23 protein-coding genes are annotated in these 21,810 nt (G+C 70.4%); 10 read left to right on the top strand and 13 right to left on the bottom strand.

Annotation, left to right across the window (positions count from 1 at the left end):
- The first annotated feature begins 101 nt into the window (after window positions 1–101).
- The 4 genes from arsC to sppA are packed head-to-tail and all read left to right on the top strand — an operon-like array spanning window position 102 to window position 3,283.
- Window positions 102–452, top strand: coding sequence for an arsenate reductase (glutaredoxin) (gene arsC / locus RKE50_RS10960; RefSeq protein WP_350036441.1), 351 nt, complete (start codon window positions 102–104; stop codon window positions 450–452).
- Window positions 449–1,066: an NAD(P)H:quinone oxidoreductase gene (gene wrbA, locus RKE50_RS10955; RefSeq protein WP_350036440.1), complete on the top strand. Its 618-nt coding sequence runs from the start codon at window positions 449–451 to the stop codon at window positions 1,064–1,066. The genes arsC and wrbA overlap by 4 nt, the downstream gene beginning before the upstream one ends.
- Window positions 1,063–1,452, top strand: a complete 390-nt coding sequence (locus RKE50_RS10950; RefSeq protein WP_350036439.1) for a DUF2069 domain-containing protein — start codon at window positions 1,063–1,065, stop codon at window positions 1,450–1,452. The genes wrbA and RKE50_RS10950 overlap by 4 nt, the downstream gene beginning before the upstream one ends.
- On the top strand, window positions 1,445–3,283 hold the full coding sequence (gene sppA / locus RKE50_RS10945) for a signal peptide peptidase SppA (RefSeq protein WP_350036438.1): 1,839 nt from the start codon (window positions 1,445–1,447) through the stop codon (window positions 3,281–3,283). Before RKE50_RS10950 ends, sppA begins: the two co-directional genes overlap by 8 nt.
- 25 nt (window positions 3,284–3,308) lie before the next feature.
- Here sppA and RKE50_RS10940 read toward each other — a convergent pair whose 3' ends face one another.
- The 6 genes from RKE50_RS10940 to RKE50_RS10915 all read right to left on the bottom strand — a co-directional run bounded on the left by RKE50_RS10940 (window position 3,309) and on the right by RKE50_RS10915 (window position 8,435).
- Window positions 3,309–4,163 carry a mechanosensitive ion channel family protein gene (locus RKE50_RS10940; protein WP_350036437.1) on the bottom strand — a complete coding sequence of 285 codons (855 nt, stop codon included), beginning with the start codon at window positions 4,161–4,163 and terminating at the stop codon, window positions 3,309–3,311.
- An 85-nt stretch (window positions 4,164–4,248) separates the two neighbouring features.
- Complete coding sequence (locus RKE50_RS10935; protein ID WP_350036436.1) at window positions 4,249–4,830, bottom strand: PqiC family protein; 582 nt, start codon at window positions 4,828–4,830, stop codon at window positions 4,249–4,251.
- A 2-nt stretch (window positions 4,831–4,832) separates the two neighbouring features.
- Window positions 4,833–5,801, bottom strand: a complete 969-nt coding sequence (locus RKE50_RS10930) for an MlaD family protein (RefSeq protein ID WP_350036435.1) — start codon at window positions 5,799–5,801, stop codon at window positions 4,833–4,835.
- Window positions 5,794–6,567 carry an ABC transporter ATP-binding protein gene (locus RKE50_RS10925; RefSeq protein WP_350036434.1) on the bottom strand — a complete coding sequence of 258 codons (774 nt, stop codon included), beginning with the start codon at window positions 6,565–6,567 and terminating at the stop codon, window positions 5,794–5,796. Before RKE50_RS10925 ends, RKE50_RS10930 begins: the two co-directional genes overlap by 8 nt.
- A 4-nt stretch (window positions 6,568–6,571) precedes the next feature.
- Window positions 6,572–7,696, bottom strand: coding sequence for an ABC transporter permease (locus RKE50_RS10920; RefSeq protein WP_350036433.1), 1,125 nt, complete (start codon window positions 7,694–7,696; stop codon window positions 6,572–6,574).
- A gap of 139 nt (window positions 7,697–7,835) precedes the next feature.
- The gene (locus RKE50_RS10915; protein WP_350036432.1) at window positions 7,836–8,435 is read right to left on the bottom strand and encodes a DUF3806 domain-containing protein; all 600 of its coding nucleotides are present in this window, start codon (window positions 8,433–8,435) and stop codon (window positions 7,836–7,838) included.
- Window positions 8,436–8,591: 156 nt separating this feature from the next.
- Here RKE50_RS10915 and dapA point away from each other — a divergent pair, with 156 nt between their 5' ends.
- From dapA to RKE50_RS10900, 3 genes are read left to right on the top strand one after another with little or no spacing between them, the layout of a single operon-like run.
- Window positions 8,592–9,464: a 4-hydroxy-tetrahydrodipicolinate synthase gene (gene dapA / locus RKE50_RS10910; protein ID WP_350036431.1), complete on the top strand. Its 873-nt coding sequence runs from the start codon at window positions 8,592–8,594 to the stop codon at window positions 9,462–9,464.
- Complete coding sequence (bamC, locus tag RKE50_RS10905; protein WP_350036430.1) at window positions 9,461–10,507, top strand: NlpB/DapX family lipoprotein; 1,047 nt, start codon at window positions 9,461–9,463, stop codon at window positions 10,505–10,507. The genes dapA and bamC overlap by 4 nt, the downstream gene beginning before the upstream one ends.
- A gap of 26 nt (window positions 10,508–10,533) precedes the next feature.
- Window positions 10,534–11,298, top strand: coding sequence for an MBL fold metallo-hydrolase (locus tag RKE50_RS10900; RefSeq protein ID WP_350036429.1), 765 nt, complete (start codon window positions 10,534–10,536; stop codon window positions 11,296–11,298).
- 12 nt (window positions 11,299–11,310) lie between these two features.
- Here the strand turns inward: RKE50_RS10900 and RKE50_RS10895 are convergent, their stop codons facing one another.
- Complete coding sequence (locus RKE50_RS10895; protein WP_350036428.1) at window positions 11,311–11,832, bottom strand: leucine-rich repeat domain-containing protein; 522 nt, start codon at window positions 11,830–11,832, stop codon at window positions 11,311–11,313.
- Between the two features lie 87 nt (window positions 11,833–11,919).
- Here RKE50_RS10895 and RKE50_RS10890 point away from each other — a divergent pair, with 87 nt between their 5' ends.
- From RKE50_RS10890 to RKE50_RS10880, 3 genes are read left to right on the top strand one after another with little or no spacing between them, the layout of a single operon-like run.
- Complete coding sequence (locus RKE50_RS10890) at window positions 11,920–12,999, top strand: hypothetical protein (protein WP_350036427.1); 1,080 nt, start codon at window positions 11,920–11,922, stop codon at window positions 12,997–12,999.
- A gap of 5 nt (window positions 13,000–13,004) precedes the next feature.
- Window positions 13,005–13,790, top strand: coding sequence for a class I SAM-dependent methyltransferase (locus RKE50_RS10885; RefSeq protein WP_350036426.1), 786 nt, complete (start codon window positions 13,005–13,007; stop codon window positions 13,788–13,790).
- A 5-nt stretch (window positions 13,791–13,795) separates the two neighbouring features.
- Window positions 13,796–14,572 carry an SDR family NAD(P)-dependent oxidoreductase gene (locus RKE50_RS10880; RefSeq protein ID WP_350036425.1) on the top strand — a complete coding sequence of 259 codons (777 nt, stop codon included), beginning with the start codon at window positions 13,796–13,798 and terminating at the stop codon, window positions 14,570–14,572.
- Here the strand turns inward: RKE50_RS10880 and dapE are convergent.
- From dapE to glnD, 6 genes are all read right to left on the bottom strand, one after another.
- The gene (dapE, locus tag RKE50_RS10875; protein WP_350036506.1) at window positions 14,558–15,691 is read right to left on the bottom strand and encodes a succinyl-diaminopimelate desuccinylase; all 1,134 of its coding nucleotides are present in this window, start codon (window positions 15,689–15,691) and stop codon (window positions 14,558–14,560) included. The genes RKE50_RS10880 and dapE overlap by 15 nt on opposite strands.
- Before the next feature lie 39 nt (window positions 15,692–15,730).
- Entirely contained in the window at window positions 15,731–16,744 is a 1,014-nt protein-coding gene (dapD, locus tag RKE50_RS10870; protein WP_350036424.1) for a 2,3,4,5-tetrahydropyridine-2,6-dicarboxylate N-succinyltransferase, read from the bottom strand.
- 99 nt (window positions 16,745–16,843) lie between these two features.
- Window positions 16,844–17,200, bottom strand: a complete 357-nt coding sequence (locus tag RKE50_RS10865; RefSeq protein ID WP_350036423.1) for an ArsC family reductase — start codon at window positions 17,198–17,200, stop codon at window positions 16,844–16,846.
- Between the two features lie 88 nt (window positions 17,201–17,288).
- Window positions 17,289–17,942 carry an endonuclease III gene (gene nth / locus RKE50_RS10860; protein WP_350036505.1) on the bottom strand — a complete coding sequence of 218 codons (654 nt, stop codon included), beginning with the start codon at window positions 17,940–17,942 and terminating at the stop codon, window positions 17,289–17,291.
- Window positions 17,939–19,135, bottom strand: a complete 1,197-nt coding sequence (dapC, locus tag RKE50_RS10855; protein WP_350036422.1) for a succinyldiaminopimelate transaminase — start codon at window positions 19,133–19,135, stop codon at window positions 17,939–17,941. Before dapC ends, nth begins: the two co-directional genes overlap by 4 nt.
- Complete coding sequence (gene glnD / locus RKE50_RS10850) at window positions 19,132–21,795, bottom strand: [protein-PII] uridylyltransferase (RefSeq protein WP_350036421.1); 2,664 nt, start codon at window positions 21,793–21,795, stop codon at window positions 19,132–19,134. Before glnD ends, dapC begins: the two co-directional genes overlap by 4 nt.
- Between the last annotated feature and the right edge of the window lie 15 nt (window positions 21,796–21,810).

The following is a 21,810-nucleotide window of genomic DNA, read 5'->3' as shown; positions in this document are numbered from 1 at the left end:
TCGCATGAAATCGGGCAGCGGCGAGGATGCCGTTTCCCCCCCCCGGGAGAGGGGGCGCGCTTTGCTATACTGCGGCGCCCGGAACGACATGGAGTCCCCGCATGGCGAGCGTCACCCTGTACCACAACCCCCGCTGTTCCAAGTCCCGCGCCGCACTGGCTCTGCTCGAGGAGCAAGGCGCCGAGGTCGAGGTGGTCCGCTACCTGGACACGCCCCTGGACGAGGCGGGGCTGCGCGACCTGCTCCGGCGTCTGGGGCGTCCGGCGGCGGAGCTGGTGCGCCGGGGGGAGGCCGAGTACAAGGCGGTGGGACTCGGTCCGGACTCGGACGAGGACCAGCTCGTGGCGGCCCTCGCCGCCCACCCGAAGCTCATGGAGCGGCCCGTCGCCGTGGTCGGCAAGCGGGCCGTGATCGGCCGGCCGCCGGAAAACGTGCTCGAGCTCCTGCCGTGAGCGAGGTCCCCTATATCCTCGTGCTGTATTACTCCGCCGGTGGTGCCACGGCGGCGATGGCCGCCCAGGTCGCCCGGGGCGTGGCGACCGTCCCCGGCATCGAGGCGCGGCTGCGCACCGTCCCCCGGGTCTCCGCCGAGACCGAGCAGGTGGCCGACGAGGTTCCCGCCGAGGGGCCCGTGTACTGCAGCCAGGCCGACCTGCGCGGCTGTGCCGGCCTGGTGCTCGGCAGCCCCACCCGCTTCGGCAACATGGCGGCGCCCCTGAAGTACTTTCTCGACCAGACCGGCGACAGCTGGCTCAGTGGCGCCCTGGTGGACAAGCCCGCGGGAGTGTTCACCTCCACCTCGAGCCTGCACGGCGGCCAGGAGAGCACGCTGCTGTCCATGATGCTGCCGCTCCTGCATCACGGCATGGTGCTCGTGGGTCTCGACTACGGCGAGCCCGGCCTTACCCGTACGCGCGGTGGCGGCACGCCCTACGGGGCGAGCCATTTCGGCGGCGTCGACAACAAGCGCGCCCTCGACGACGACGAGGCGGGCCTCTGCCGCAGCCTCGGCGCGCGGGTCGCCCGCCTGGCGGCGGCGCTGGCGGGCGTCGGAGAGAAACCGTGACGGCCGTGCCGCGGACCGGCGCAGCAGCCCTGCTCTGGGCGGCGAGCTGGGGCTTCTGGCTGGTGCTGCTGGCCCAGCAGGCCCTGGATGCCTACGTGCGCGGGGCGCCCTGGATCATCTGGGTGGCCTACCTGCTGCCGCTGCTGATCTTCCTGCCCGGCATGCTGCGGGACCGGCTGCGCAGCTACGTCTGGCTTTGCTTCGTGGTCCTTCTCTACTTCGTCCGCCTGGTGGAGCGGCTCTTCGCCGAGCCAGGCGCACTGCCGCCGATCGTCGGCATGGTCGCCGTGATCGGCCTCTTCACCTGCGCCATGCTCTACGTGCGCCTGCGCGGTCCGCAACTTCGCCGCGCCGCCGCACCCGACCCGGGAGACTCCGATGGCTAGACCCTCGTTCCTGCGACGCTTCTTCGGCGGGCTTTGGCGCGCCATCACCGTACTGCGCCTGGCGCTGGCCAACCTGTTGTTCATCGCGGCGCTGGTGCTGCTCTACCTGGTGCTCACCGGCGGCCCCACGCGCGAACTGCCGGAGCGGGCGGCGCTGCTGCTGGCTCCGGCCGGCCGGGTCGTGGACGAGCGCAGCCGCGTCGAGCCCCTGGCGCTCCTCGGTGATCCGTCGCCGGCCACGGCTGAGGTCCGCCTCCGCGACCTGATCGACGCGGTGGACCGGGCCGCCGACGACCCGGCCATCTCCGCCCTGGTCATCGACACCGACGAGCTGCTCTACCTCGGTCTCAGCCGGCTCCAGGAGCTGGCGCCGGCCCTCGAGCGCTTCCGCGCCACGGGCAAGCCGGTGGTGGCCCGGGGCGACTACTTCACGCAGGACCAGTACCTGCTCGCGGTTCAGGCGGACACGGTGATCCTGCATCCGCACGGCGCCCTCGCCCTCGAGGGCTTTGCTAGCTACCTGAACTATTTTCGCGACGCGCTCGACAAGCTCGCCGTCACCATGCACGTGTTCCGCGCGGGCGAGCACAAGTCCATCGCCGAGCCCTTCACGCGGATGGACATGTCCGAGGATGAGAAAGCCATCACCCGGGCCTGGCTCGGCGACCTCTGGGGTCAGTACTCGTCGCTCGTGGAGGCCCGCCGGGCGCTGCCCGCCGGCGCGATTGATGCGCACATCAACGGCTACCCGGAGCGGCTCGCGGCCGAGGGCGGCGACCCGGCACAGCTCGCGCTTGCAGACGGCCTGGTGGATCGGCTGCTGTCCCGGGAGGCGGCCAACGATTACCTGGTGGAGGTCGTGGGGGCCGCGGATGACGACGGCCGTTTCGAGGCGGTGCCCTTCGAGCGCTACCTGGCACGGCGCGGCCGTCCCCCGGCGCCGAAGGCGGCCAGCCGGGTCGCCGTGGTAACCGCCGCGGGGCCGCTGTTCAGCGGCGAGCGCGATCCGGGGTCCATCGGCGCCGAAACCCTGGTGCGCCAGCTGCGCGAGGTCGCCGACGAGCCCGACGTCGCTGCGATCGTCCTGCGCATCGACAGCCCCGGCGGCAGCGCCTTCGCCGCCGAGGTCGTGCGTGCGGGCCTCGAGGATCTTGCGCAGCGCAGGGAACTGCCGCTGGTGGTGTCCATGGGGCGGGTGGCGGCGTCCGCCGGTTACTACATCGCGGCACCGGCGGACGAGATCTGGGCCACCCCCGCGACGATCACCGGCAGCATCGGCGTATTCCTCGCCTTCCCGACGGTCGAGGAACTGTTCGAGCGCGCCGGGATCGCGACTGACGGCGTCGGCACCACGGAGCGTGCCGGTGCCCTGCGCCTGGACCGGCCGCTGCAGCCGGCGGTGGCCGAGACCCTGCAGCTGTCCGTCAATGACCGCTATCGCAAGTTCATCGACATCGTGGCCTCGGGGCGCGCCATGGCCCCCGCGCAGGTGGAGGCCGTGGCCGAGGGCCGCGTCTGGAGCGCGCCCGCTGCCAGGGCAGTCGGGCTCGTGGATGAACTGGGCAGCCTCGAGGACGCGGCACGGGCAGCGGCCGGCCTCGCCGGCCTGGAAGAAGGGGCCTACCGGGTGGATTACGTCCAGCCGCCGCAATCGCCGCGTCAGCTGCTGCTGCAGTCGCTGGCGGACCGGCTCGGCATTTCGGCCAGGCTGGAACAGGCGCTGCCGGTACCGCCGCGGTTCCGGGCGCCGCTCACCGCGGCGCGGCAGGCGCTGGAGGTCCTCGAGGACCCCGCGCACCTGTACATGCTCTGTATGGCCTGCGCGCCCTGAGGGCGCGCGTTCGGCTGGCGGCGGGCTACTCGACTGCGGGAGCCGATGCCGCAGCGGGCGCCGCCGGCTGCCGGACATGAACTTCGCGCTGCGGGAACGGAATGGTGATGCCCGCCTCGTCGAAGCGCAGCTTGACCGTTTCCGTGGTATCCCAGAGAACCGCCCAGTAATCGGCGGCGTTCACCCAGGGGCGCACCAGGAAGTTCACGCTCGAGTCCGCGAGTTCGCCCACGGTGATCACGGGTGCCGGGTCCGCCAGGATGCGGTCGTCGGCGGCGATGATCTCCTCGAGGATCTGCCGCGCCTTGCGCAGGTCGTCGTCGTAGGCGATGCCGAAGACCATGTCCACGCGGCGCGTCGGCCGTGCCGAGAAGTTGGTGATCACGCCGCCGATGATGCCGCCGTTGGGAACGATCACTTCCTTGTTGTCCGGCGTGGTCAGGATTGTCGTGAAAATGCTGATCTTGTCCACGGTGCCCATGGCGCCGCCGGCGTCGATGAAGTCGCCGCGGGTGAAGGGCCGGAAGATGATGATCAGCACCCCCGCGGCGAAGTTGGCCAGCGAGCCCTGCAGGGCAAGACCCACGGCGAGGCCGGCGGCACCGAGCAGGGCGATGAGCGAGGTCGTGTCGATACCGAGCTGGGACAGCGCGGCAATGACCACGAACAGGAGCAGAAGCCAGCGCAGGATCGAGGTCATGAAGCTGACCAGGGTCTCGTCGACCTTCTGACGCTCGAGGACTTTCTCCACGCCGCGGACCACGAGTGCGACCACGCCGCGCCCGAGATAGAAGATGACGAGGGCGAGGGCGATGCGGATTCCCCAGGGGATGGCGTAATCGTTGATCAGCGCGTTCAGGTCGAGGCTGCTGAAATCCATTGTTCAAAGGCTCCGGTTACGAAGGGGGAGGCAGAATAATAGTCTCCGTCGCCCGACCTGTATATGCCACCCCGGTCGCCGGCGCCTAGCGCGCGGCGGCGGTTACAGCCGCGGCGATGTCGGCCGCCAGGAGGGAGAGCAACCCGCTGAGGGCAGCGGCCTGGGTGACCGCACGCTCATCGGCCAGCGGTTCCCGCGCGTCGAAGGTTCCCCGGGCGAGGTCGCCCTCGCCGGCGCTGCCGTGCAGTGTCCAGTCCACGATGGCGATCGCCACGCCGGCCTCGGCTTCGAAGCGGTGCACGACGAGGTCCACCCGCGTGTCGGCGGCCGGCCCCGGCCCCGGAAAGCCGCGGACGGCGGCCGAATCGAGCCGCGCGGCGAGGTTTGCGACCAGGACGCGCTGGATGCCGTGGTCAAGGGGCTCGGCCCAGCGCCGGTCACGCCGGTAGCTGATGCGGTGCGCATCGATCCGCTCGGCCAGGTCACCGCGCATGAGGTAGTCGGGCAGGGTCACCGGCCCCACGGCGAGCCCCGGGCCGGCGCCGCGCGCTGCCGGCGGCCCGGCCGGTGCCAGGGTGACATAGCGCAGCTCTACCTGGCTGGCGCAGCCGGTGGCGAGCAGCAGCGCAAGGAGCGGGGCGAGCAGGCGGCGGGGGCTGGGCTTCACGGTCACTTCTCCCGGCGCCCGCGAAGGAGCGCATCCGGTTGATCTTCCAGGGTCTGCAGGAAACCCTGCAGCGAGCGGCTCGCGCGGGAAACCTCGCGCAGGGTCGCCCCCAGTTGCTGCAGCGTCGGCGAGTCTTCGGCGACCTGCCGGCCGAGGCCGCCCATGGCGTCGCGGGTCGCGCGCAGGGCCTCCTCGAGGCCGGCCAGCGCGGTCGCGAGATCGCCGGTCAGCGTCGGCAGGGCATCGCTCATGCCCGCGGCGGCGTCGCCGACGCTGCCCAGGGTCCGGCTGAGCTCGGGTTCCAGGCGGGCGAGGCTGCTTTCGAGGCGTCCGCTTGCCGCCGCGAGCGAGGCGAGCGTGCCGCGCAGTTCGCCGGGGAGGGCAAGAAAATCCTCGTCCTCGACGAAGGCCCGCAGGCCGGTGACGATACTCTGCCCCGCTTCGGCCATGGCCGCGTAGTCGATGGACTGCAGGGTGCGGCGCAGGATCTCGAGTTCCGTCGGGATCGTGGGGATCTGCGCGTAGGGCGAATCGACGTCGGCGACGACGACTTCGCTTTCCGGGTGGAAGTCCATCTGCACGTAGAGCAGGCCGGTGAGTACGCTCTGCATGTTGAGCTGGGCGCGCAGGCCGTTGTCGACGAGGTAGTCGAGCATGTCCCGGCGGCCGAGCTCCTGGCCGCGGACCAGGACGTTGTCGGCGGCCAGCTCGGCCTCCACGATCATGGTGATCTCGGGGCGGTCCGTGGACAGCACCAGCTGGATGTCCGTGACCTGGCCGATGGTGACGCCGCGCAGGGCCACGGGTGCGCCCACGTTGAGGCCCTTGACCGATCCGTCGAAGACCATCACGACCTTGTCGCGCTGGCCGCCGAAACCGGCGCCGCCGAAGAACAGCGCCGCGCCGAGAGCGACCAGGAGGCCACCGACGACGAAGGCGCCGATGAGCACGCTGTGCCTGCGTTCATCCATGGGGTATATCCTCCATTTCCGCGGACCGGTTGAGGAATTGCCTCACCAGCGGCTGGCTGCTGTGATCGCGCAGCCAGCGCGGGTCGCCGCCGTCGATCATGGTCCTGGTCCCGGCATCGAGAAAGACCGAGTTGTTCGCGATGCCGAAGATGCTGGGCAGTTCGTGGGTAACCAGCACCACCGTGGCACCGGTGGATTCCTTCAGCTCCAGGATCAGGTCGTCGAGACGCCGGGAGCTGATCGGATCGAGGCCCGCGGAGGGCTCGTCAAAGAACAGGATCTCCGGGTCCAGCGCTATCGCCCGCGCGAGCGCCGCGCGCTTGCGCATGCCGCCGGAAATCGCAGAGGGCAGGTAGCCCTCGTAGCCCGCGAGGCCGACCAGGGCGAGCTTGTAGCGGACGATGCCGGAGATGGTGTCGCGGCTGTAGTCCGTGTACTGGGTCAGCGGCAGGGCGACGTTTTCGGCGAGGGTCATGGCGCTGAGGAGCGCGCCGGCCTGGTAGGTGATGCCCCAGCTGCGACGCAGGCGGCGGCGGGTGCGGGCGTCGGCGCCGACCAGGCTCTCGTCGCCGTAGCGGATATCGCCGGCGGCCGGTCGGAGGAGGCCCAGCAGGTGCTTTAGCAGCGTGCTCTTGCCGCAGCCCGAGCCGCCCATGATGACGAAGATGTCGCCGCGGTTGATGTCGAAGGTCAGGTCGCGCTGCAGCACCTTGCTGCCGAAGGCCATGGTCAGCCCTTCGACGGTGATGGCGGGTTCGGCGGGCATCGGCTCAGATCCCCAGCTGCTGGAAGAGGATGTTCATGCCGGCGTCGGCCACGATGAGGTAGACCACGGCGGTGACCACCGCCTCCGTGGTCGCGCGGCCGACGGCGGCCGCGTTGCGCCCGGCACTCATCCCGGCGCGGCAGCCGGCGAGGGCAATGAGGAAGGCGAACAGGACGCCCTTGACGAGGCCGACGAGGGCATGGGTATAAGAGAAGGACCCCTCGAGTTGGCTCAGGTACTGCAAGGCGCTGATGCCCATGCCGCCCGCCACGATACCGCCGCCGATGATGCCGAGAAGGTCCGCGTAGATGACCAGCAGCGGCATGGTCGCGACCAGGGCCAGCATGCGCGGCGCCACGAGGAATTCCATCGGCGACAGGCCGAGGGTGGTGATGGCGTCCACCTCCTCGTTGCCCTGCATGGTGCCGAGCTGCGCCGCGTAGGCGGCGCCGGTGCGGCCGGCCATGACCACCGCGGTCATCAGCGCGCCCATTTCCCGGAGCATGCCGATGGCCACCAGGTCGGCGACATAGACCTCTGCGCCGAACTGCTGCAACTGCACGGCACCCAGGTAGGCGAGAATCATGCCGACCAGCACGCTGGTCAGGGTGATGATGGGCAGGGCGTCCGGGCCGGCCTGGTAGAGGCAGTCCCTGAGGTCCACCCAGCGGGTGGCGGAGCCCGGAACAAAAGCGCGGGCGCTGGCACGCACGGCGTCGCCGAGGAAGGCGAGGGAGTCGAGGACTTCCTCGCCGATCTCGTGCAGTTGCTGTCGCAGGGCGGCGCGGGAGAGCAGGCCGTGGCGCCGCGACGGCGATGCTTCCGCCGCGTCCGTCGCCGTGGCCAGGCGCAGCAGCTTGGCCAGGCCGTCGGGCAGGCCCCGACCGTCGATGCTGCCCCCGTTCGCCCCGCAGGCCTCGTGACAGGCGAGCAGGAAGGCCGGAAGCCGGGAGTCCCAGTCAGCGACGGCGGCGGCATCCACGGTGAGCTGCGGCGCCGGCGTGGCGCGCAACCGGGCAAGTACCGCGTCGGTGTCCGGCAGGCTGGCACCGCGCCAGGAGCCGGCAACGCGAAGGCGGGCCGCGCCGTCCTCGACGCTCAGGTCACAACTGGGTTCAGGGGCAGCCACCGGGGCGCGTTACCTGTCATTGATGCCGGGAAAGGGCCAGTCTACGGGCGCTACCGGCGATGTGCCATCGCGCTGCGCGAGGCCTGCCGCCGACCTTTCAACGGCGGGGGCTCGCGAACCGGTTCCACCCGGGTCCTTCTCACTGGAAGGGCAGCGGCTCCTGCACGGGCCGGATAATGCCGACGGCCTTGTCGTAGATCTCCTGCACCGGGGTCCGGTCACCGGCTTCCCGCCGGCGAGACACCATGGTGGCGGGAAACAGGTAGTTGTCGCTCTGGCGGTAACGCAGCGCCCGGCTGCGCCCGACCTGGTCCTCGTAGATGACCCAGTGCATGTCGAGGTCCTCGGCCAGGAGGTCGCCGAGCACCACGCCCATGGCCTGCAGCCGGCGCCGGTCGTCGGCGGTGACAACGCCCTCGTCGAGGAGGCGCTGCATCACGGGGATGTCGTTGGCCGGGTCCCCGGTGAAAAAGGCCCCCAGCTCGGTCCGTGCCAGGTCTTCGAGGTCCGTGCGCTGCTGCGCCAGGTAGCGCCGGTCCAGGTCCGTCAGCTCGCCGATGCGCGCCTCCAGCCCCGCGTCCCCCATGCCCGTGCCCTGGGCGCCCGCCGGCGCGGCGAGCAGGGCGAAGAGCACGGCGCAGAGCGCAAGCAGCGGCGCCAGCGTGCCCAGCGGTAGGCGGGCACAGGAGCCAGTGGGGGGACGTGTGGACACACGGGTGAAAAGAGGCTTCGTGGCCATCGCGGCGGTACCGGGTAAAGTCATCCGGAAAGGGTAGCGCGCGCAGCAGTAACGCTCAATCCGGTTGTGTTCGGGGCCTCGGCGTGGATAATTGCGCCTTTGGCGCGGTGCGGCCGCGGAGCGCCGCACGCCTGTCCCGTCCCCCGGAGTCCTTGCATGATCACTGGCAGTATCGTCGCCCTCGTCACACCGATGCACGCTGACGGCAGTCTCGACTGGGCGGCACTCGAGCGACTCCTCGACCTCCACATCGCCTCGGGCACCGCGGCGATCGGCGTGACCGGTACGACCGGGGAAAGCGCGACGCTCTCCGTGCCCGAGCACATGGCCATCATCCGCCACTGCGTCGAGTACGTGGGCGGTCGCATCCCGGTCATCGCCGGGACCGGTGCCAACGCCACCACCGAGGCCATCGAGTTGACCCGTGCCGCGGCCGAGGCCGGCGCGGATGCCTGCCTGCTGGTGACGCCCTACTACAACCGGCCCACCCAGGCCGGGATGTACGAGCACTTCCTGGCGGTCGCCAACGCCGTGGCGATCCCCCAGCTTCTCTACAATGTGCCGGCGCGCTGCGGCGTCGACCTTGCCAACGACACCGCGCTGGCGCTGTCGCGGCACGAGAACATCATCGGTATCAAGGATGCCACCGGCAATATCGAGCGTGCCCGGGACCTCCTCGCACGCGCGCCCGAGGGCTTCGCGGTCTATTCCGGGGATGACCCGACGGCCCGCGAGCTGATGCTCGCCGGCGGCCACGGCAACGTGTCCGTTACCGCGAACGTCGTTCCCGAGCTCATGGCGGCGCTCTGCCGCGAAGCGATCGCCGGCGATGCAGAGGAGGCGGCCGCTATCGACGAGCGTCTCGCGGCGCTGACCTCCGCCCTGTTCCTCGAGCCGAACCCCATCCCGGTGAAATGGGCGCTTGCGCACCTCGGCCTCATCGGCCCGGGCATCCGCCTGCCGCTGACGCCGCTGGACCACAAGCTCGAAGCGGTCGTGCGCGATGCGCTGGCGGGAGTCATGGCATGAGGCGTGCTGCGGGCGCCCTCGTTACCGGATTGCTTGCCTTCGCCCTCGGCGGCTGCGGTTACCTCTTCGGCGATGACGGTTTCTTCCGCGACCGCTCCGAGGCCTATCGCGATGCCGTGGAGCTCGACGTCATCGACGTCCCCCCCGGGATGGACACGACAGCCCTCGAGGAGCTCTACGCCATCCCGCCGGTGCGGAACGACCTCCTGCTGGCCGGCGACTTCGAGGTGCCGCGGCCGGCACCGCTCGCCGCGGGCGCCGCGGATCAACTGGTGCGCATCCAGAAGCTCGGCGAAGACAGCTGGGCGCTCATTGGTGTCGCCCCGGGGCAGCTCTGGCCGCAGGTGCGCAGCTTCCTGTCGGCGGCCGGCGTGCAGGTGGCCCGGGCGGACGCCCGCCAGGGCATCATCGAATCCGACTGGCTCCAGCTCCAGGATGCCAGCGGCGAATCCCGTTTCCGCTTCCGCATCGAGCGCGGTGTGCAGCGCGGCACCAGCGAACTGCACGTGCTGCAGAAGTCGCGCCTCGGCGAGGACGACGAGTGGCCCCCGGTGTCCGACGACCTCGCCCAGGAGGGGGACATGCTGCGCAGCGTGGCGCAGTACATCGCCAACAGCGCAGAGACCGCGCCTGTGTCGATGATGGCAGACCAGGCGATCAGCGCCGGCGGCCGCATCGCTCTCGAGGAGGATGACGACGGCGAGACCTATATCGCCCTCGGTCTGCCCTTCAACCGCGCCTGGGCATCCGTCGCCCTGGCGCTGGAGGATGCCTCTTTCGAGATCACCGATCGCGACCGCAGTGCCGGCCGCTACTACCTCCGCTTCCTCGGCCCGAACAAGGATGACGAGGGCGGCTGGTTCGACTGGCTGACCGGTGGCGACGAGGACCATCCCCTCGCCGATCGCCGTTTCCTGCTCTCCGTCGACGCCGTGGGCGGCGACGGGGTGGAGATCCGCCTGGCCCAGGACGATGTCGGGGAGCCGCTCGAGAAGCGCCAGCACCAGTCGCTCCTCGCGAGGATCCAGGGCAACATCAACTAGCCAGACAGCAAGGCAGGGAGACTCCGGTGCGCGTCGCCTCCCTCGGCAGCGGCAGCAAGGGTAACGGGACGGTGGTCGCCAGCGGCGAAACCTGCCTGCTGATCGATTGCGGTTTCTCCCTCCGCGAGACGACCCGACGCCTCGCTCGCCTCGGCCTGGCCCCGGGCGATATCGACGCCATCCTCGTCACCCACGAGCACAGCGATCACGCCGCCGGCGTCGGCACCCTGTCCCGGGGCCACGGCATTCCCGTTTACGCGACGCACGGTACCGCCGCCAGCGGCCGCCTCGGCGAGTGCGCCGTGCTCGAGCGCTTCAACGCCGGGGAGGGGTTCACCGTGGGCTGCGTGACCGTGCGCTCGGTGGCCGTGCCCCACGACGCCCGCGAGCCCTGCCAGTACCGTCTCGCCGCCGGCGGACGCGAGCTGGGTATCCTCACGGACCTCGGCAGCGTCACCCCCCACGTGGTGGCCGCCTATCGCGGCTGCCAGGGGCTGGTGCTGGAGTTCAATCACGATAGCACCATGCTCGCCGCGGGCGCTTACCCGCCGGCGCTGAAGCGGCGGGTCGGTGGCGAATGGGGCCACCTCAACAACCGCCAGGCCAGTGATCTCCTGGCGGCGCTCGACGGCCCCGCGCTCAGGCACCTCGTCATTGCTCACATGAGCGAGAAGAACAACAGCCCGGCCGCCGTGCGCGAGGTTCTCGCCGCGGAGCACCCCGCGTGGCTCGAGCGGGCGCACTGGGCCTGCCAGGGCGAAGGCTTCGGCTGGATTCCTCTCGACGACTAGCGTCCTCTCGGGCTAGCAGTGCTCCGGCAGGGTGAGCTCTGCGATGGCCGGGACGGGTTCGGGGCAGGTCAGCCGGTCATTGCCGGACAGGTCGAGACGCTCCAGGGCTTCCAGCGCAAACAGCGGTGTCGCGTCGCTGATGCGGTTGTTTTCCAGCAGCAGTAGCTCGAGACCCGATGCCGCGGCGAGAGGGGTCACGTCCTCGATCGCGTTGCCGGAGAAGCGCACCCGCGTGAGCCCCGTGAACCGCTCGATGCCGGCGAGGTCACTGATGCCCGCCTGGCTGCAGTCGAGGAGGGTGAGCGCCTCGGCGCTGGTAAGCTCGCCGTCGACGATATGCTGGGTGACGCACTCGCGCAGGGCCTCGTCGTCCAGCGAAAAGTCGCGGAAAAGGGGCGGCGGCGTGTACAGCGTGCGGTCGTTGAAAGTGACGGCGTAGTCGGCGCATCCCGCGAGGAGCAGGGCGCCGGGAAGAGCGGTAAACAGGCCGGCAAACAGGGAGGCGCGCAGCAGGGCAGGGCGGTGCGGTTGCATGGGCGGTGGCCTCCGGGCTGCCGCGGGTCGTGGTAGCATAGCACGCGGTGCCGGCCGCAGCGGCGCCCTGCCAGGAGTACCGTCCCCTTGGAAGCCATCAGTCTCGTACAGCGAGGAAACCTGCAGAGCCTCGAGCGCACGCTGCGCCGCCAGTGGCGCCTCGGCCAGAACATCGTGCTCTGCTGGTCCCGGGACGAGAAAGGCATTCTGGTGATCCTCGTGCCGCACTACTTCCTCGGCAACTTCTGTGCGCCGGGCCGGGAAGGCAAGGCAGCCGCGGCGGACAACGAAAGCTACATCCGGAGCCTGATTTCCGGACGGCGTCGCAAGGCCAGGGAAGAGCTCTTCGCCATCGCGGAGCGGCTCGGTGCGGCACCGACCTTCATCAAGCTCGACCTGCCGCTCGAGGACACGCCGCCGGTGATCAACGGCGTGGAGGAACTCATCCGTCGCTATGGCCTCAACTTCGTCGAAGGCCGCGGCGTGCTGCTCTTCGATATCTGCGACTTCTCGCTGCATACCCCCTTTGAACAGGCCAGCCAGCTCAACAGCCTGTCCTACTCCATGAACTCGGTCTACAACAAGCTCTCGGCGCTAGGCCTCGAGATCCACTTCGCGCGGACGACTACCGGTGACGGGTACTACGTGTGGAACCGCGACACGGGGCCCGAGGCGGATCAGCTGCTGTTCGATTTCCTCGTGCTCACCGTGCTCGACAACGCCCTGGCCCGGGCCGCCTCCCGCGGCAAGACCGTGCCGGTCATTCGCGCCGGTTTCCACTGCGGCAGTCACTATGAGCTGTACCAGGCCGAGGGCGTGAACCCGAGCGTTTTCAGCTACATCGTCGGCACGGTCACCATCGAGCTGGCCCGGATGCTGGAGATGGCGGAGCCCGGGCAGCTGCTGGTCGGCGACTTCAAGGCCGGCGCGCCGGCCTTCGTGGCCGGGCGCAGCGAGGGTCTGGCCCGGGTCCGTGGCCTCAAGATGATGGGCCAGTCGATCGACGCAGTGAAGTGCTGGCTGACGGACGGCACCGAGGGCAGCGAGCCCCGGGCGCTGGCCTTCAGCGACAAGCACGGCCTCGCGCACCGCGCCTACAATCTCGAGCTCGCCGTTGACCTCGAGGGCGAACCCCTGCACCTGGGCCTGCGCCCCGGGGAACTGTGACCGCTGTGCCGCGGCTCGCCGTCGCAGTCGGCGACGGCGGCGATCCCGCGCTGGCGCGCCGGCTCGCCGCCACGCTGGCGCTGCCGCTGCTGCCGGAACCGGGGGAAGACCTGGACCTCCTGTTGCTGGTCGATGCTGCCGGCCCGGCGCTCCGGCCCCTGGGACCGGGCGCCTCCGGTCCGGTGCGCTGCCGCTTCGATGACGGGGCGCTGCGCCACCGGCGCCGGGGCGGTCACAACGAGGCCATCGGCCGGGCCCTGGCGGTGGGCAGCGCGCGGCCGGTGCGCATCATCGATGGCACCGGCGGTTTTGCCCGCGACGCCTTCGTGCTGGCGGATCTCGGCGCCGAGGTCACGGTCTGCGAGCGGCAGCCGGTACTCGCGGCGCTCCTCGCCGAGGCCATCGCCAGCGCCGCGGGTGGTGACGATCCCTGGCTGCGTGAGGTCGCAGGCCGCCTGCGGCTCGTGGCCGCCGACGTGCGCACCCTTCCCGCGGAGACCTTGTCGGCGGCCGATGCGATCTACCTTGATCCCATGTTCCCGGTGGCCGGCAAACGTGCTGCCTCCGGCAAGGCGATGACCGTGCTGCAGCACCTGCTCGACGACGATGAGGCAGCGGCGGCGGCGCTGGTGGACTGGGCCCTGGCGCAGCCGGTGCGCCGGGTCGTGGTCAAGCGGCCGCGGCGTGCACTGCCCCTCGGCAGCCGCCGCCCGTCGCACAGCCTGCCCGGACGCGCGGTGCGCTTCGACGTTTATCCGAATCCCGACCGCGAGAGGCCAGCAACGGAGTAACGCCCATGGCAGTAGACACGACCGACGACAAGCCCATCGCCCTGGTGACCGGTGCCTCCTCCGGCCTCGGCGAGGAGTTCCTGCGCCAGCTCGCACCGCGCTGCCGTCACATCATTGCCGTGGCCCGCCGCGGCGACCGGCTCGAGGCGCTGGCGGCCGAGCTGGCGGACACGGTGACCGTGGAGCCGCTGGTGGCGGACCTCGCCACGGTGGAAGGCCAGGTGCGCGCTGTCGAGGCCCTGCGCCAGCGCGGCCCGGTGCAACTGCTGGTGAACAATGCCGGCTTCGGCACCTTCGGCGCCTTCGCCGCGAGTGATATCGATCGGGAACTCGCCATGGTGCGCGTGCACCAGGATGCCACGCTGCGCCTCACCCGCGCGGCGCTGCCCTTCATGCGCGAGGCCGGCGGAGGTCAGATCATCAACGTGGCTTCCATCGGCGCCTTCCTGCCCATGCCCAGTACCGCGGTCTACGGGGCGACCAAGGCCTTCCTGAGCGCGTTCTCTCTCTCGCTGCAGGCCGAGGAGGAAGGCCACGGTATCCGCGTGCAGGCTCTTTGTCCGGGGCTCACGCGCACGGAAATCCACAGCCGGGACAGCTTCGAGGGCTTCGACCCGTCACGCATGCCCGAGGAACTGTGGATGGAAGCGGATGCGGTGGTAGCCGGGAGTCTCGCCGCGCTGGACGACGAGGAGGCCGGCGTGGTGCTGGTGACCGGCGCGCAAAACCGCGCCATGGTCAGCGCCGCGCTGGGCAGGGTGGTGCGCTCAGTCGGCGAGTAGGCGCCCGAGGATGTCCTCGTAGATCTCGGCGAGGGTCGAAAGGTCCGCGCAGCTCACGGTTTCGTTCACCTGGTGAATGGTGGCGTTCACCGGGCCGAGTTCCAGCACCTGCGCGCCCGTGGGCGCGATGAAGCGGCCGTCGGACGTACCCCCGGCCGTGGACAGCAGCGTCTCGCGGCCGGTGACGGCACGGATCGCCGCCTGCGTGGCGGCGACGAGTTCGCCCTCCGGCGTCAGGAAGGGTTCACCGAACAGCGTCCAGTGCAGGTGGTAGTCGAGGCCGTGGCGGTCGAGGATCTCCTCGGTGGCCGCCGTCAGGCCGTCCGCCGTGCATTCCGTCGAGAAACGGAAGTTGAACAGCACCGTGAACTCCCCGGGCACGACATTGGTAGCGCCGGTGCCGCCGTGGGCGTTGGTGAGCTGCAGACTGGTCGGCGGGAAGAAATCGTTGCCATTGTCCCAGTGCCGCGCGGTGAGTTCGGCGAGCGCGGGCAGGGCGCGATGGATCGGGTTGTCCGCCCGGTGCGGGTAGGCCACGTGGCCCTGCACGCCGCGGACGGTCAGCGTCGCGCCGAGGGACCCGCGGCGCCCGTTCTTGACCACGTCGCCGACATGCTCGGAGCTGGAGGGCTCGCCCACCAGGCACCAGTCGATGGTCGTACCCTGCTCGCCGAGCCACTGGACCACCCGTACGGTGCCGTCCGTCGCCGGCCCCTCCTCGTCGGACGTCACCAGGAAACCGATGCGGCCGCGGTGGTCCGGGTTGGCGCCGACGAAGCGTTCCGTGGCCACGATCATGGCCGCCAGGCTGCCCTTCATGTCCGCTGCGCCGCGGCCGCGGAGCATGCCGTCCTCTTCCGTGGGGGTGAAGGGGTCGCTCTCCCAGGCACTCGCCGGGCCGGGCGGGACCACGTCCGTGTGCCCGGCAAACACGAACAGGGGACCCGCGGGGTCGCCGCGCTCCGCCCAGAAATTCTCGGTGTTGCCGAAGGGCAGGGGTGTGCAGCGAAAGCCCAGGGCCGCGAGCCGGTCCATCATCAGCACCTGGCAGCCGGCGTCCTCGGGCGTCACCGAGGGGCGGCTGATGAGATCGCGGCATAGGGCGATGACGGGGTCCATAACAGGTGGCTGCAGCGGTTCGGTCATGAAGAGTCCGGGCTAGTTGTGGCTGTGCAGTGCTTCGTTGAGCTGGATGGCGGAGCGATTGGTCTGGCACTCCACGGCGCCGTTCAGCGAGTTGCGGCGGAACAGGAGGTCCGACAGGCCGGCGAGGTCGCGCGCCTTCACCGTCTCCGCGGGCTGCCCGTTGCTGTCCAGCACCGTCACCTTGGTGCCGGCCGTGACGAACAGCCCCGCCTCCACGGTGCAGCGGTCGCCGAGGGGAATGCCGATGCCGGCGTTGGCGCCGATGAGGCACTGGCGCCCGACCGAGATGACGATATTGCCCCCGCCCGAGAGCGTGCCCATGGTGGAGCAGCCGCCGCCGAGGTCCGACTCGGCACCGACGAAGACACCGGCGGAGACGCGGCCCTCGATCATGCCGGGGCCGTCCGTGCCGGCATTGAAGTTGATGAAGCCCTCGTGCATGACCGTCGTTCCCTCGCCGAGGTAGGCGCCGAGGCGGACGCGCGCGGTGTGGGCGATGCGCACCCCGCTGGGGACCACGTAGTTGGTCATCTTCGGGAACTTGTCGACGCAGCTCACCTCGAGCACCCTGCCCTCGAGGCGCGCCGCGAGCTGGCGCTCGGCGAGCTCGGGCAGGGCGATGGGGCCCTCGTCGGTCCAGGCCACGTTGGGCAGCAGGCCGAAGAGCCCGTCGAGGTTGGTGCCGTGGGGCTTGACCAGGCGGTGCGAGAGCAGGTGCAGCTTCAGGTAGGCTTCCGGGACGGAGGCGGGGGCGGCGTCGCTCTCGAGCAGCGTGCAGGCTACCGGCCGTCCGCTGTCGCGCAGGCGCGCGGCCAGCGGGCCCAGGGCCGGATCGTCGGCGAGGGCGTCCGCCAGGCCCGCGAGCGCTGCCGTGGACAGAGGCTCGGCACCGGCGAAATCGCGGACGCGCGTTGCAGTCTCCGCTGCGGGCGCTAGCAGCGGCTGCGGGTAGAACACGTCGAGCCAGTCGCCCTGGCTGTCCCGGGTGCCCGGGCCGATGCCGAGGGCAAAAACGCTGTCAGTCATGGTGCTTCCTTCTATTCCTGGGCCGGCTTCCCACAAACGCTTCCCGGCCCGGCTTCCTCGACCGGAGTCCGTGCCCGGTTTTGCGGCACGGCGGGTGCTTCAGAGTGTGTGACGCTCAAAGAGGCGCTCGTAGTCCGCCTCCCGGAAACCCGTATGCAGGCTCGTGCCCGTATCCAGCAGCGGTCGCTTGACCAGGGTCGGGTGCCCGGCGATCACGGCCGGTGCGCTCGCCGGGTCCAGCGCGTCTCGGATCGCGTCGGGCAGGGCGCGCCAGCTCGTGCTGCGGCGGTTGACGACTGCGTCGAGGCCCAGCTCGTCGATCCAGCGCGAGACCTCGGCCTCGTCCACGCCGTCTTCGCGCAGGTCGTGGAAGCGGTACTCGATAGCGTGTGCTTCCAGCCAGCGCCGCGCCTTGCGCACCGTATCGCAGTTGCTGATGCCGTAGACCGTGATCACTGCCAGCGCCCTCCCGGGGGCCTCTGCGGGGTCCGAGAGGATAGCAAAAGGGGCCCTGCGCCGCATCGACAGGACACCCGGCAGGCGGCTAGGCCTTGCGGGTCTTCTTCGGGTGTTTGCGCGCAGGGTAGCAGGTGCGACAGATCTCGCAGACCCGGCCGTCGCAGCCGCGGGCGGTGCAGAATTCGCGCCCGTAGAAGATGATCTGCAGGTGCAGGTCGTTCCAGGTCTCTCGCGGGAACAGGCGTTTCAGGTCGCGCTCGGTCTGTGTCACGTTCTTCCCCGAGGAAAGACCCCAGCGCTGCGCCAGCCGGTGGATGTGCGTGTCCACGGGGAAGGCGGGCACGCCAAAGGCCTGGGCCATGACCACGCTCGCGGTCTTGTGGCCGACGCCCGGCAGGCGCTCCAGGGCGGCCATGTCGCCGGGTACCGCACTGCCGTGTTCCTCCACGAGAATCTCGCTCAGGCGCTTGATGGCCTTTGCTTTCTGTGGCGACAGCCCGCAGGGGCGGATCACGGCGCGGATTTCATCCTCGGGCAGCGCCGCCATGGCCCCCGGCGTGTCCGCCAGGGCGAAGAGGGCCGGCGTGACCCGGTTGACGCGCTCGTCCGTGCACTGGGCCGAGAGCAGCACGGCCACCAGCAGCGTGAACGGGTCGCGGTGGTCCAGCGGGACCGGCGGGTCCGGGTAGAGCTCGCCCAGCCTCGCCTGGATGAAGGCAACCCGCTCCGGCTTGCTCAGCACGCCAGGCGCCCGAGCAGGGCACCGATACGGTCGGCAGCCTCGATACAGTCCTCGAGTTCCGCTACCAGGGCCATGCGCACGCGCCCGGCACCGGGGTTGCCGGCCCCCGCGTCACGCCCCAGGTAGCGACCGGGCAGCACCGTCACGCCCTCCTCGGCGTAGAGGCGGCGGGCGAACTCGCGGTCGTCGATCGGGGTCTCGGGCCAGAGGTAGAAGCCCGCGGGGGGCAGGGACAGGCCCAGCGGCTCGCCGAGCAGGTCCAGGACGGCGCGGAACTTCTGGCGGTAGCGCTCGCGGTTCTCGCGCACGTGGTTTTCGTCGCGCCAGGCGGTGATGCTGGCGAGCTGGTGGTGCGGCGGCATGGCGCAGCCGTGGTAGGTCCGGTAGCGGGTGAAGGCCTCGATGAGCGCCGCGTCGCCGGCCACGAAGCCGGAGCGCAGCCCCGGCAGGTTCGACCGCTTCGACAGGCTGTGAAAGCTGAGACAGTTGCGGTAGCCGGGGTTGCCGGCGAGGTGGCAGGCGTCCAGGAGCCCCGGTGGCGGCGCGTTCTCGTCGGCGTAGAGCTCCGAGTAGCACTCGTCGCTGACCAGGACCACGTCGTGTGCCAGCGCCCGCTCCACGAAGGCGGCAAGCTGCTCCCGCGAGAGCACGGCGCCGCTCGGGTTCCCGGGAGTGCACAGGTACAGGAGCTGGCAGCGCTCCCAGTCCTCGGGGGTGAGGTCCTCCGGGGCCGGCAGGAAGCTGCGCTCGGCGGTGAGGTCGATGAAGCGCACGTCGGCGCCGGCGAGGAAAGCCGCGCCTTCGTAGATCTGGTAGAAGGGGTTCGGCGTCGCCACCAGGGCCGCGCGGCTGCGGTCGACGCAGGTCTGCGCGATGGCGAACAGGGCTTCGCGCGTGCCGTTTACCGGCAGCACCTCCCGCTCCGGATCCGGCGCCGGCAGGCCGTGGCGCGCGGCCAGCCAGTCGGCCACCGCCTCGCGCAGGGCCAGCTCGCCGCGGGTGGCCGGGTAGCGGGCCAGGCGGTCGAGGGAGCCGGCGAGCACCTCGCAGACCGCGGCCGGTGGCGCGTGCTGCGGCTCGCCCACGGAGAGAGCGATGGGGCGCCGGTCCGCGGGTGGCACCAGGTCCGCGAAGAGCTCGCGCAGGCGTTCGAAGGGGTAGGGCTGAAGCCGATCGAGGTCCGGGTTCATGCCGCCTGCTGCCCGTCGAGCTCGCGGCAGATCGCCTCCTGGATGTCGCGGCAGCGCGCGGGGTCGGTGAGCGGGCGCTGCGCATCGTCGGTGATGAAGAATACGTCCTCGACCCGCTCACCGAGGGTCTGGATCTTCGCGGCCTGCAGTACCACGCCGTAGCGCACGAAGACCTCGCCGATGCGCGCGAGCAGGCCCGGCCGGTCCGGCGACATGACCTCGAGCACCGTGACGCCCTTGGTCTCGTCGGTGCTCATGGAGGTTTCCGTGGGCAGGGTGAAGGAACGCATCTGCCGCGGCATGTGCCGCTGCATGATCGCCACGCCCCGGGCTTCGTCGGCGAGGGCCCGGCTCAGGTGCTCGCTGATGTGCTTGAGGCGGCCCGCCTCCTCGTCCAGCGGGGCGCCGCTGGAATCGAGCACGTAAAAGGTGTCGAGGCTCATGCCGTCGCTGCCGTTGTAGACCCTGGCGTCGTGGACGCTGAGGTCGAGCTGCTCGAGCTCGGCGCAGATCCGCGGGAAGGTGCCCTTGTCGCTGCGTGCATAGATGAAGATCTGCGTGGTGTTGGCGACGCTGGACTCGACGGTGTTGCGCACCAGCACCAGCGGTTGCTCGCGGTCGTGGTGGCCGGCGATCGCCTCCGTGTGCCAGGCGATGTCCTCGGCGCGCTCGCGCAGGAAGTAGTCTTCGCCCCGCTGCGCCCAGAGCGAGTCGAGCTCGTCTTCCGTGAAACCGCGGTACTCCAGGATGTCCATGGCGGCGCGCCGCGTCTCCTCGATCCACTCGCCCTTGTCAACGGGGTTCTCCAGGCCGCGGCGCAGCGCGCGCTTGGTCTCGGCGTAGAGCTGGCGCAGCAGGCTGCCGCGCCAGGCGTTCCATAGGGTCGGGTTGGTGCCGGTGATGTCGGCGACGGTCAGCGTGAACAGGTAGTCGAGCCGCTCCTGGGTGCCGACGTGGCGGGCGAACTGCTGGATCACGTCCGGGTCGGAGATGTCCTTGCGCTGGGAGACGGCGGACATGAGCAGGTGGTTGCGCACAAGCCAGCTGACCAGCTCCGTGTCCCGGCGGCTGAGGCCGTGGTCGCGGCAGAAGATCTCTGCGTCGACGGCGCCGAGCTCCGAGTGATCGCCGCCGCGGCCCTTGCCGATGTCGTGGTACAGGCCGGCGATATAGAGCAGCTCGAGCTTCGGCAGGCGCCGGGCCACGCGGCCGGTGACCGGGAAGCGCTCGTCGCTTTCCGGGCGCAGGAAGCGGCGCATGTTCTCCACCACCTGCAGCGTGTGCGCGTCCACGGTGTAGGTGTGGAAAAGATCGTGCTGCATCTGGCCGACGATCCGGCCGAAGGCCGGCAGGTACTTGCCGAGGATACCGTAGCGCGACATGCGCCGAAGCTGCCGGGTCATGCGATGCGGGCAGCGCAGGATGTCGAGGAACAGGGCCCGGTTGGCCGGGTCCGCGCGGAACTCGTCGTCCACCAGGTGGCGGTGCTCGCGGATCAGGCGGATCGTCGGCGCGGCGATGCCCTTGATGGCCGGGTTGCTGCCGGCGAGGTGGAAGACCTCGAGGAGGGCGCCGGGCCGCTCGTTGAACAGGTCGGGCCGGCGGGCGGCGATGTAGCCGTTGCGTAGCTCGAAGTTGTCGTTGATGACCTCGACTTCATCCTCGCTGTCGGTGCAGAGGATGGCCTGGTCGAAGGTCTGCAGCAGCAGTTCGTTGAGCTGGGCAATGGCCAGGGCCCAGCGGTAATAAACCTGCATGAACTTCTCGACGGCGAGCTTCTCGTCGTCCGTGAAGCCCCACTGCCGGGCGAGGGCGCGCTGGTGATCGAAAAGCAGCCGGTCCTCCTCCCGGCCCGCCAGCGTGTGCAGGGCATAGCGCACCTGCCAGAGAAACTCGCGCCCGCGCAGGAGGATCTGCGCTTCCTCTTCCGTGAGCAGGCCGTTCTCCGCCAGTTCCTCGACGCTGCTCCAGCCGAAGTGCCGCCGGGCCAGCCAGCCGATGAGCTGCAGGTCGCGCAGGCCGCCGGGAGAGCTCTTCACGTTCGGCTCGAGGTTGTACTCCGTGTCGGCGAACTTCTCGTGCCGGGATTCCTGCTCTTCCCGCTTGGCCTCGAGGAAGGCGCGGGCGCTCCACATGTGCTCGGTGCTGGTGCGCTCGCGCAGGTCATCGAGGAGCGTTCCGTCGCCGGCGAGCAGCCGTGCCTCGAGGAGGTTGGTGAGAATGGTGATGTCGTCGCGGGCGCGCCGGGTGCACTCGTCGACACTGCGCACGCTGTGGCCCAGGGAGAGCCCGAGGTCCCAGAGCAGGGTCACGAAACGCTCCACGGCGACCTCAGGCACCGCGGCATCGTCGCCGTGGAGCACGAGGAGGTCGATGTCCGAGTGCGGGTGGAGTTCGCCGCGGCCGTAGCCGCCCACGGCGATCAGGGCGAGGGGCGTCGAGCCCCAGTCGACGCGCGACCAGAGTTCGGCCAGCAGCCCGTCGATGACCCAGGCCCGGCCGCGGATCAGCTCGCCCGCGGGTTCGCCGGCCGTGAAAGCCGCGTCGAGGGCGGTGTTGCTCTCGGCCAGCGTTTTCCGCCCGGCCGCGACCAGGCCTTTCTCCGCGGCGCGGCTGCGGAAGGCTTCGGCGTCGAACAGGGGATCGGGGAGCGGTGCCATGGGCGGGATTGCGGG

It is taken from the genome of Pseudohaliea sp. (assembly GCF_040217025.1).
Lineage (GTDB): Bacteria > Pseudomonadota > Gammaproteobacteria > Pseudomonadales > Halieaceae > Pseudohaliea.
The sequence above is the reverse complement of the archived record's forward strand: the minus strand, read 5'-3'. Positions and strand labels throughout refer to the sequence as shown.

Coding starts and splice junctions, on each gene's coding strand:
- RKE50_RS10925 (WP_350036434.1), bottom strand. CDS start 6,567: ATGCCCGCCGAACCCGCCATCACCGTCGAAGGGCTGACCATGGCCTTC.
- glnD (WP_350036421.1), bottom strand. CDS start 21,795: ATGGCACCGCTCCCCGATCCCCTGTTCGACGCCGAAGCCTTCCGCAGC.
- RKE50_RS10940 (WP_350036437.1), bottom strand. CDS start 4,163: ATGGATTTCAGCAGCCTCGACCTGAACGCGCTGATCAACGATTACGCC.
- bamC (WP_350036430.1), top strand. CDS start 9,461: ATGAGGCGTGCTGCGGGCGCCCTCGTTACCGGATTGCTTGCCTTCGCC.
- RKE50_RS10880 (WP_350036425.1), top strand. CDS start 13,796: ATGGCAGTAGACACGACCGACGACAAGCCCATCGCCCTGGTGACCGGT.
- dapC (WP_350036422.1), bottom strand. CDS start 19,135: ATGAACCCGGACCTCGATCGGCTTCAGCCCTACCCCTTCGAACGCCTG.
- dapE (WP_350036506.1), bottom strand. CDS start 15,691: ATGGACCCCGTCATCGCCCTATGCCGCGATCTCATCAGCCGCCCCTCG.
- arsC (WP_350036441.1), top strand. CDS start 102: ATGGCGAGCGTCACCCTGTACCACAACCCCCGCTGTTCCAAGTCCCGC.
- RKE50_RS10930 (WP_350036435.1), bottom strand. CDS start 5,801: ATGGATGAACGCAGGCACAGCGTGCTCATCGGCGCCTTCGTCGTCGGT.
- dapD (WP_350036424.1), bottom strand. CDS start 16,744: ATGACTGACAGCGTTTTTGCCCTCGGCATCGGCCCGGGCACCCGGGAC.
- dapA (WP_350036431.1), top strand. CDS start 8,592: ATGATCACTGGCAGTATCGTCGCCCTCGTCACACCGATGCACGCTGAC.
- RKE50_RS10895 (WP_350036428.1), bottom strand. CDS start 11,832: ATGCAACCGCACCGCCCTGCCCTGCTGCGCGCCTCCCTGTTTGCCGGC.
- sppA (WP_350036438.1), top strand. CDS start 1,445: ATGGCTAGACCCTCGTTCCTGCGACGCTTCTTCGGCGGGCTTTGGCGC.
- RKE50_RS10915 (WP_350036432.1), bottom strand. CDS start 8,435: ATGGCCACGAAGCCTCTTTTCACCCGTGTGTCCACACGTCCCCCCACT.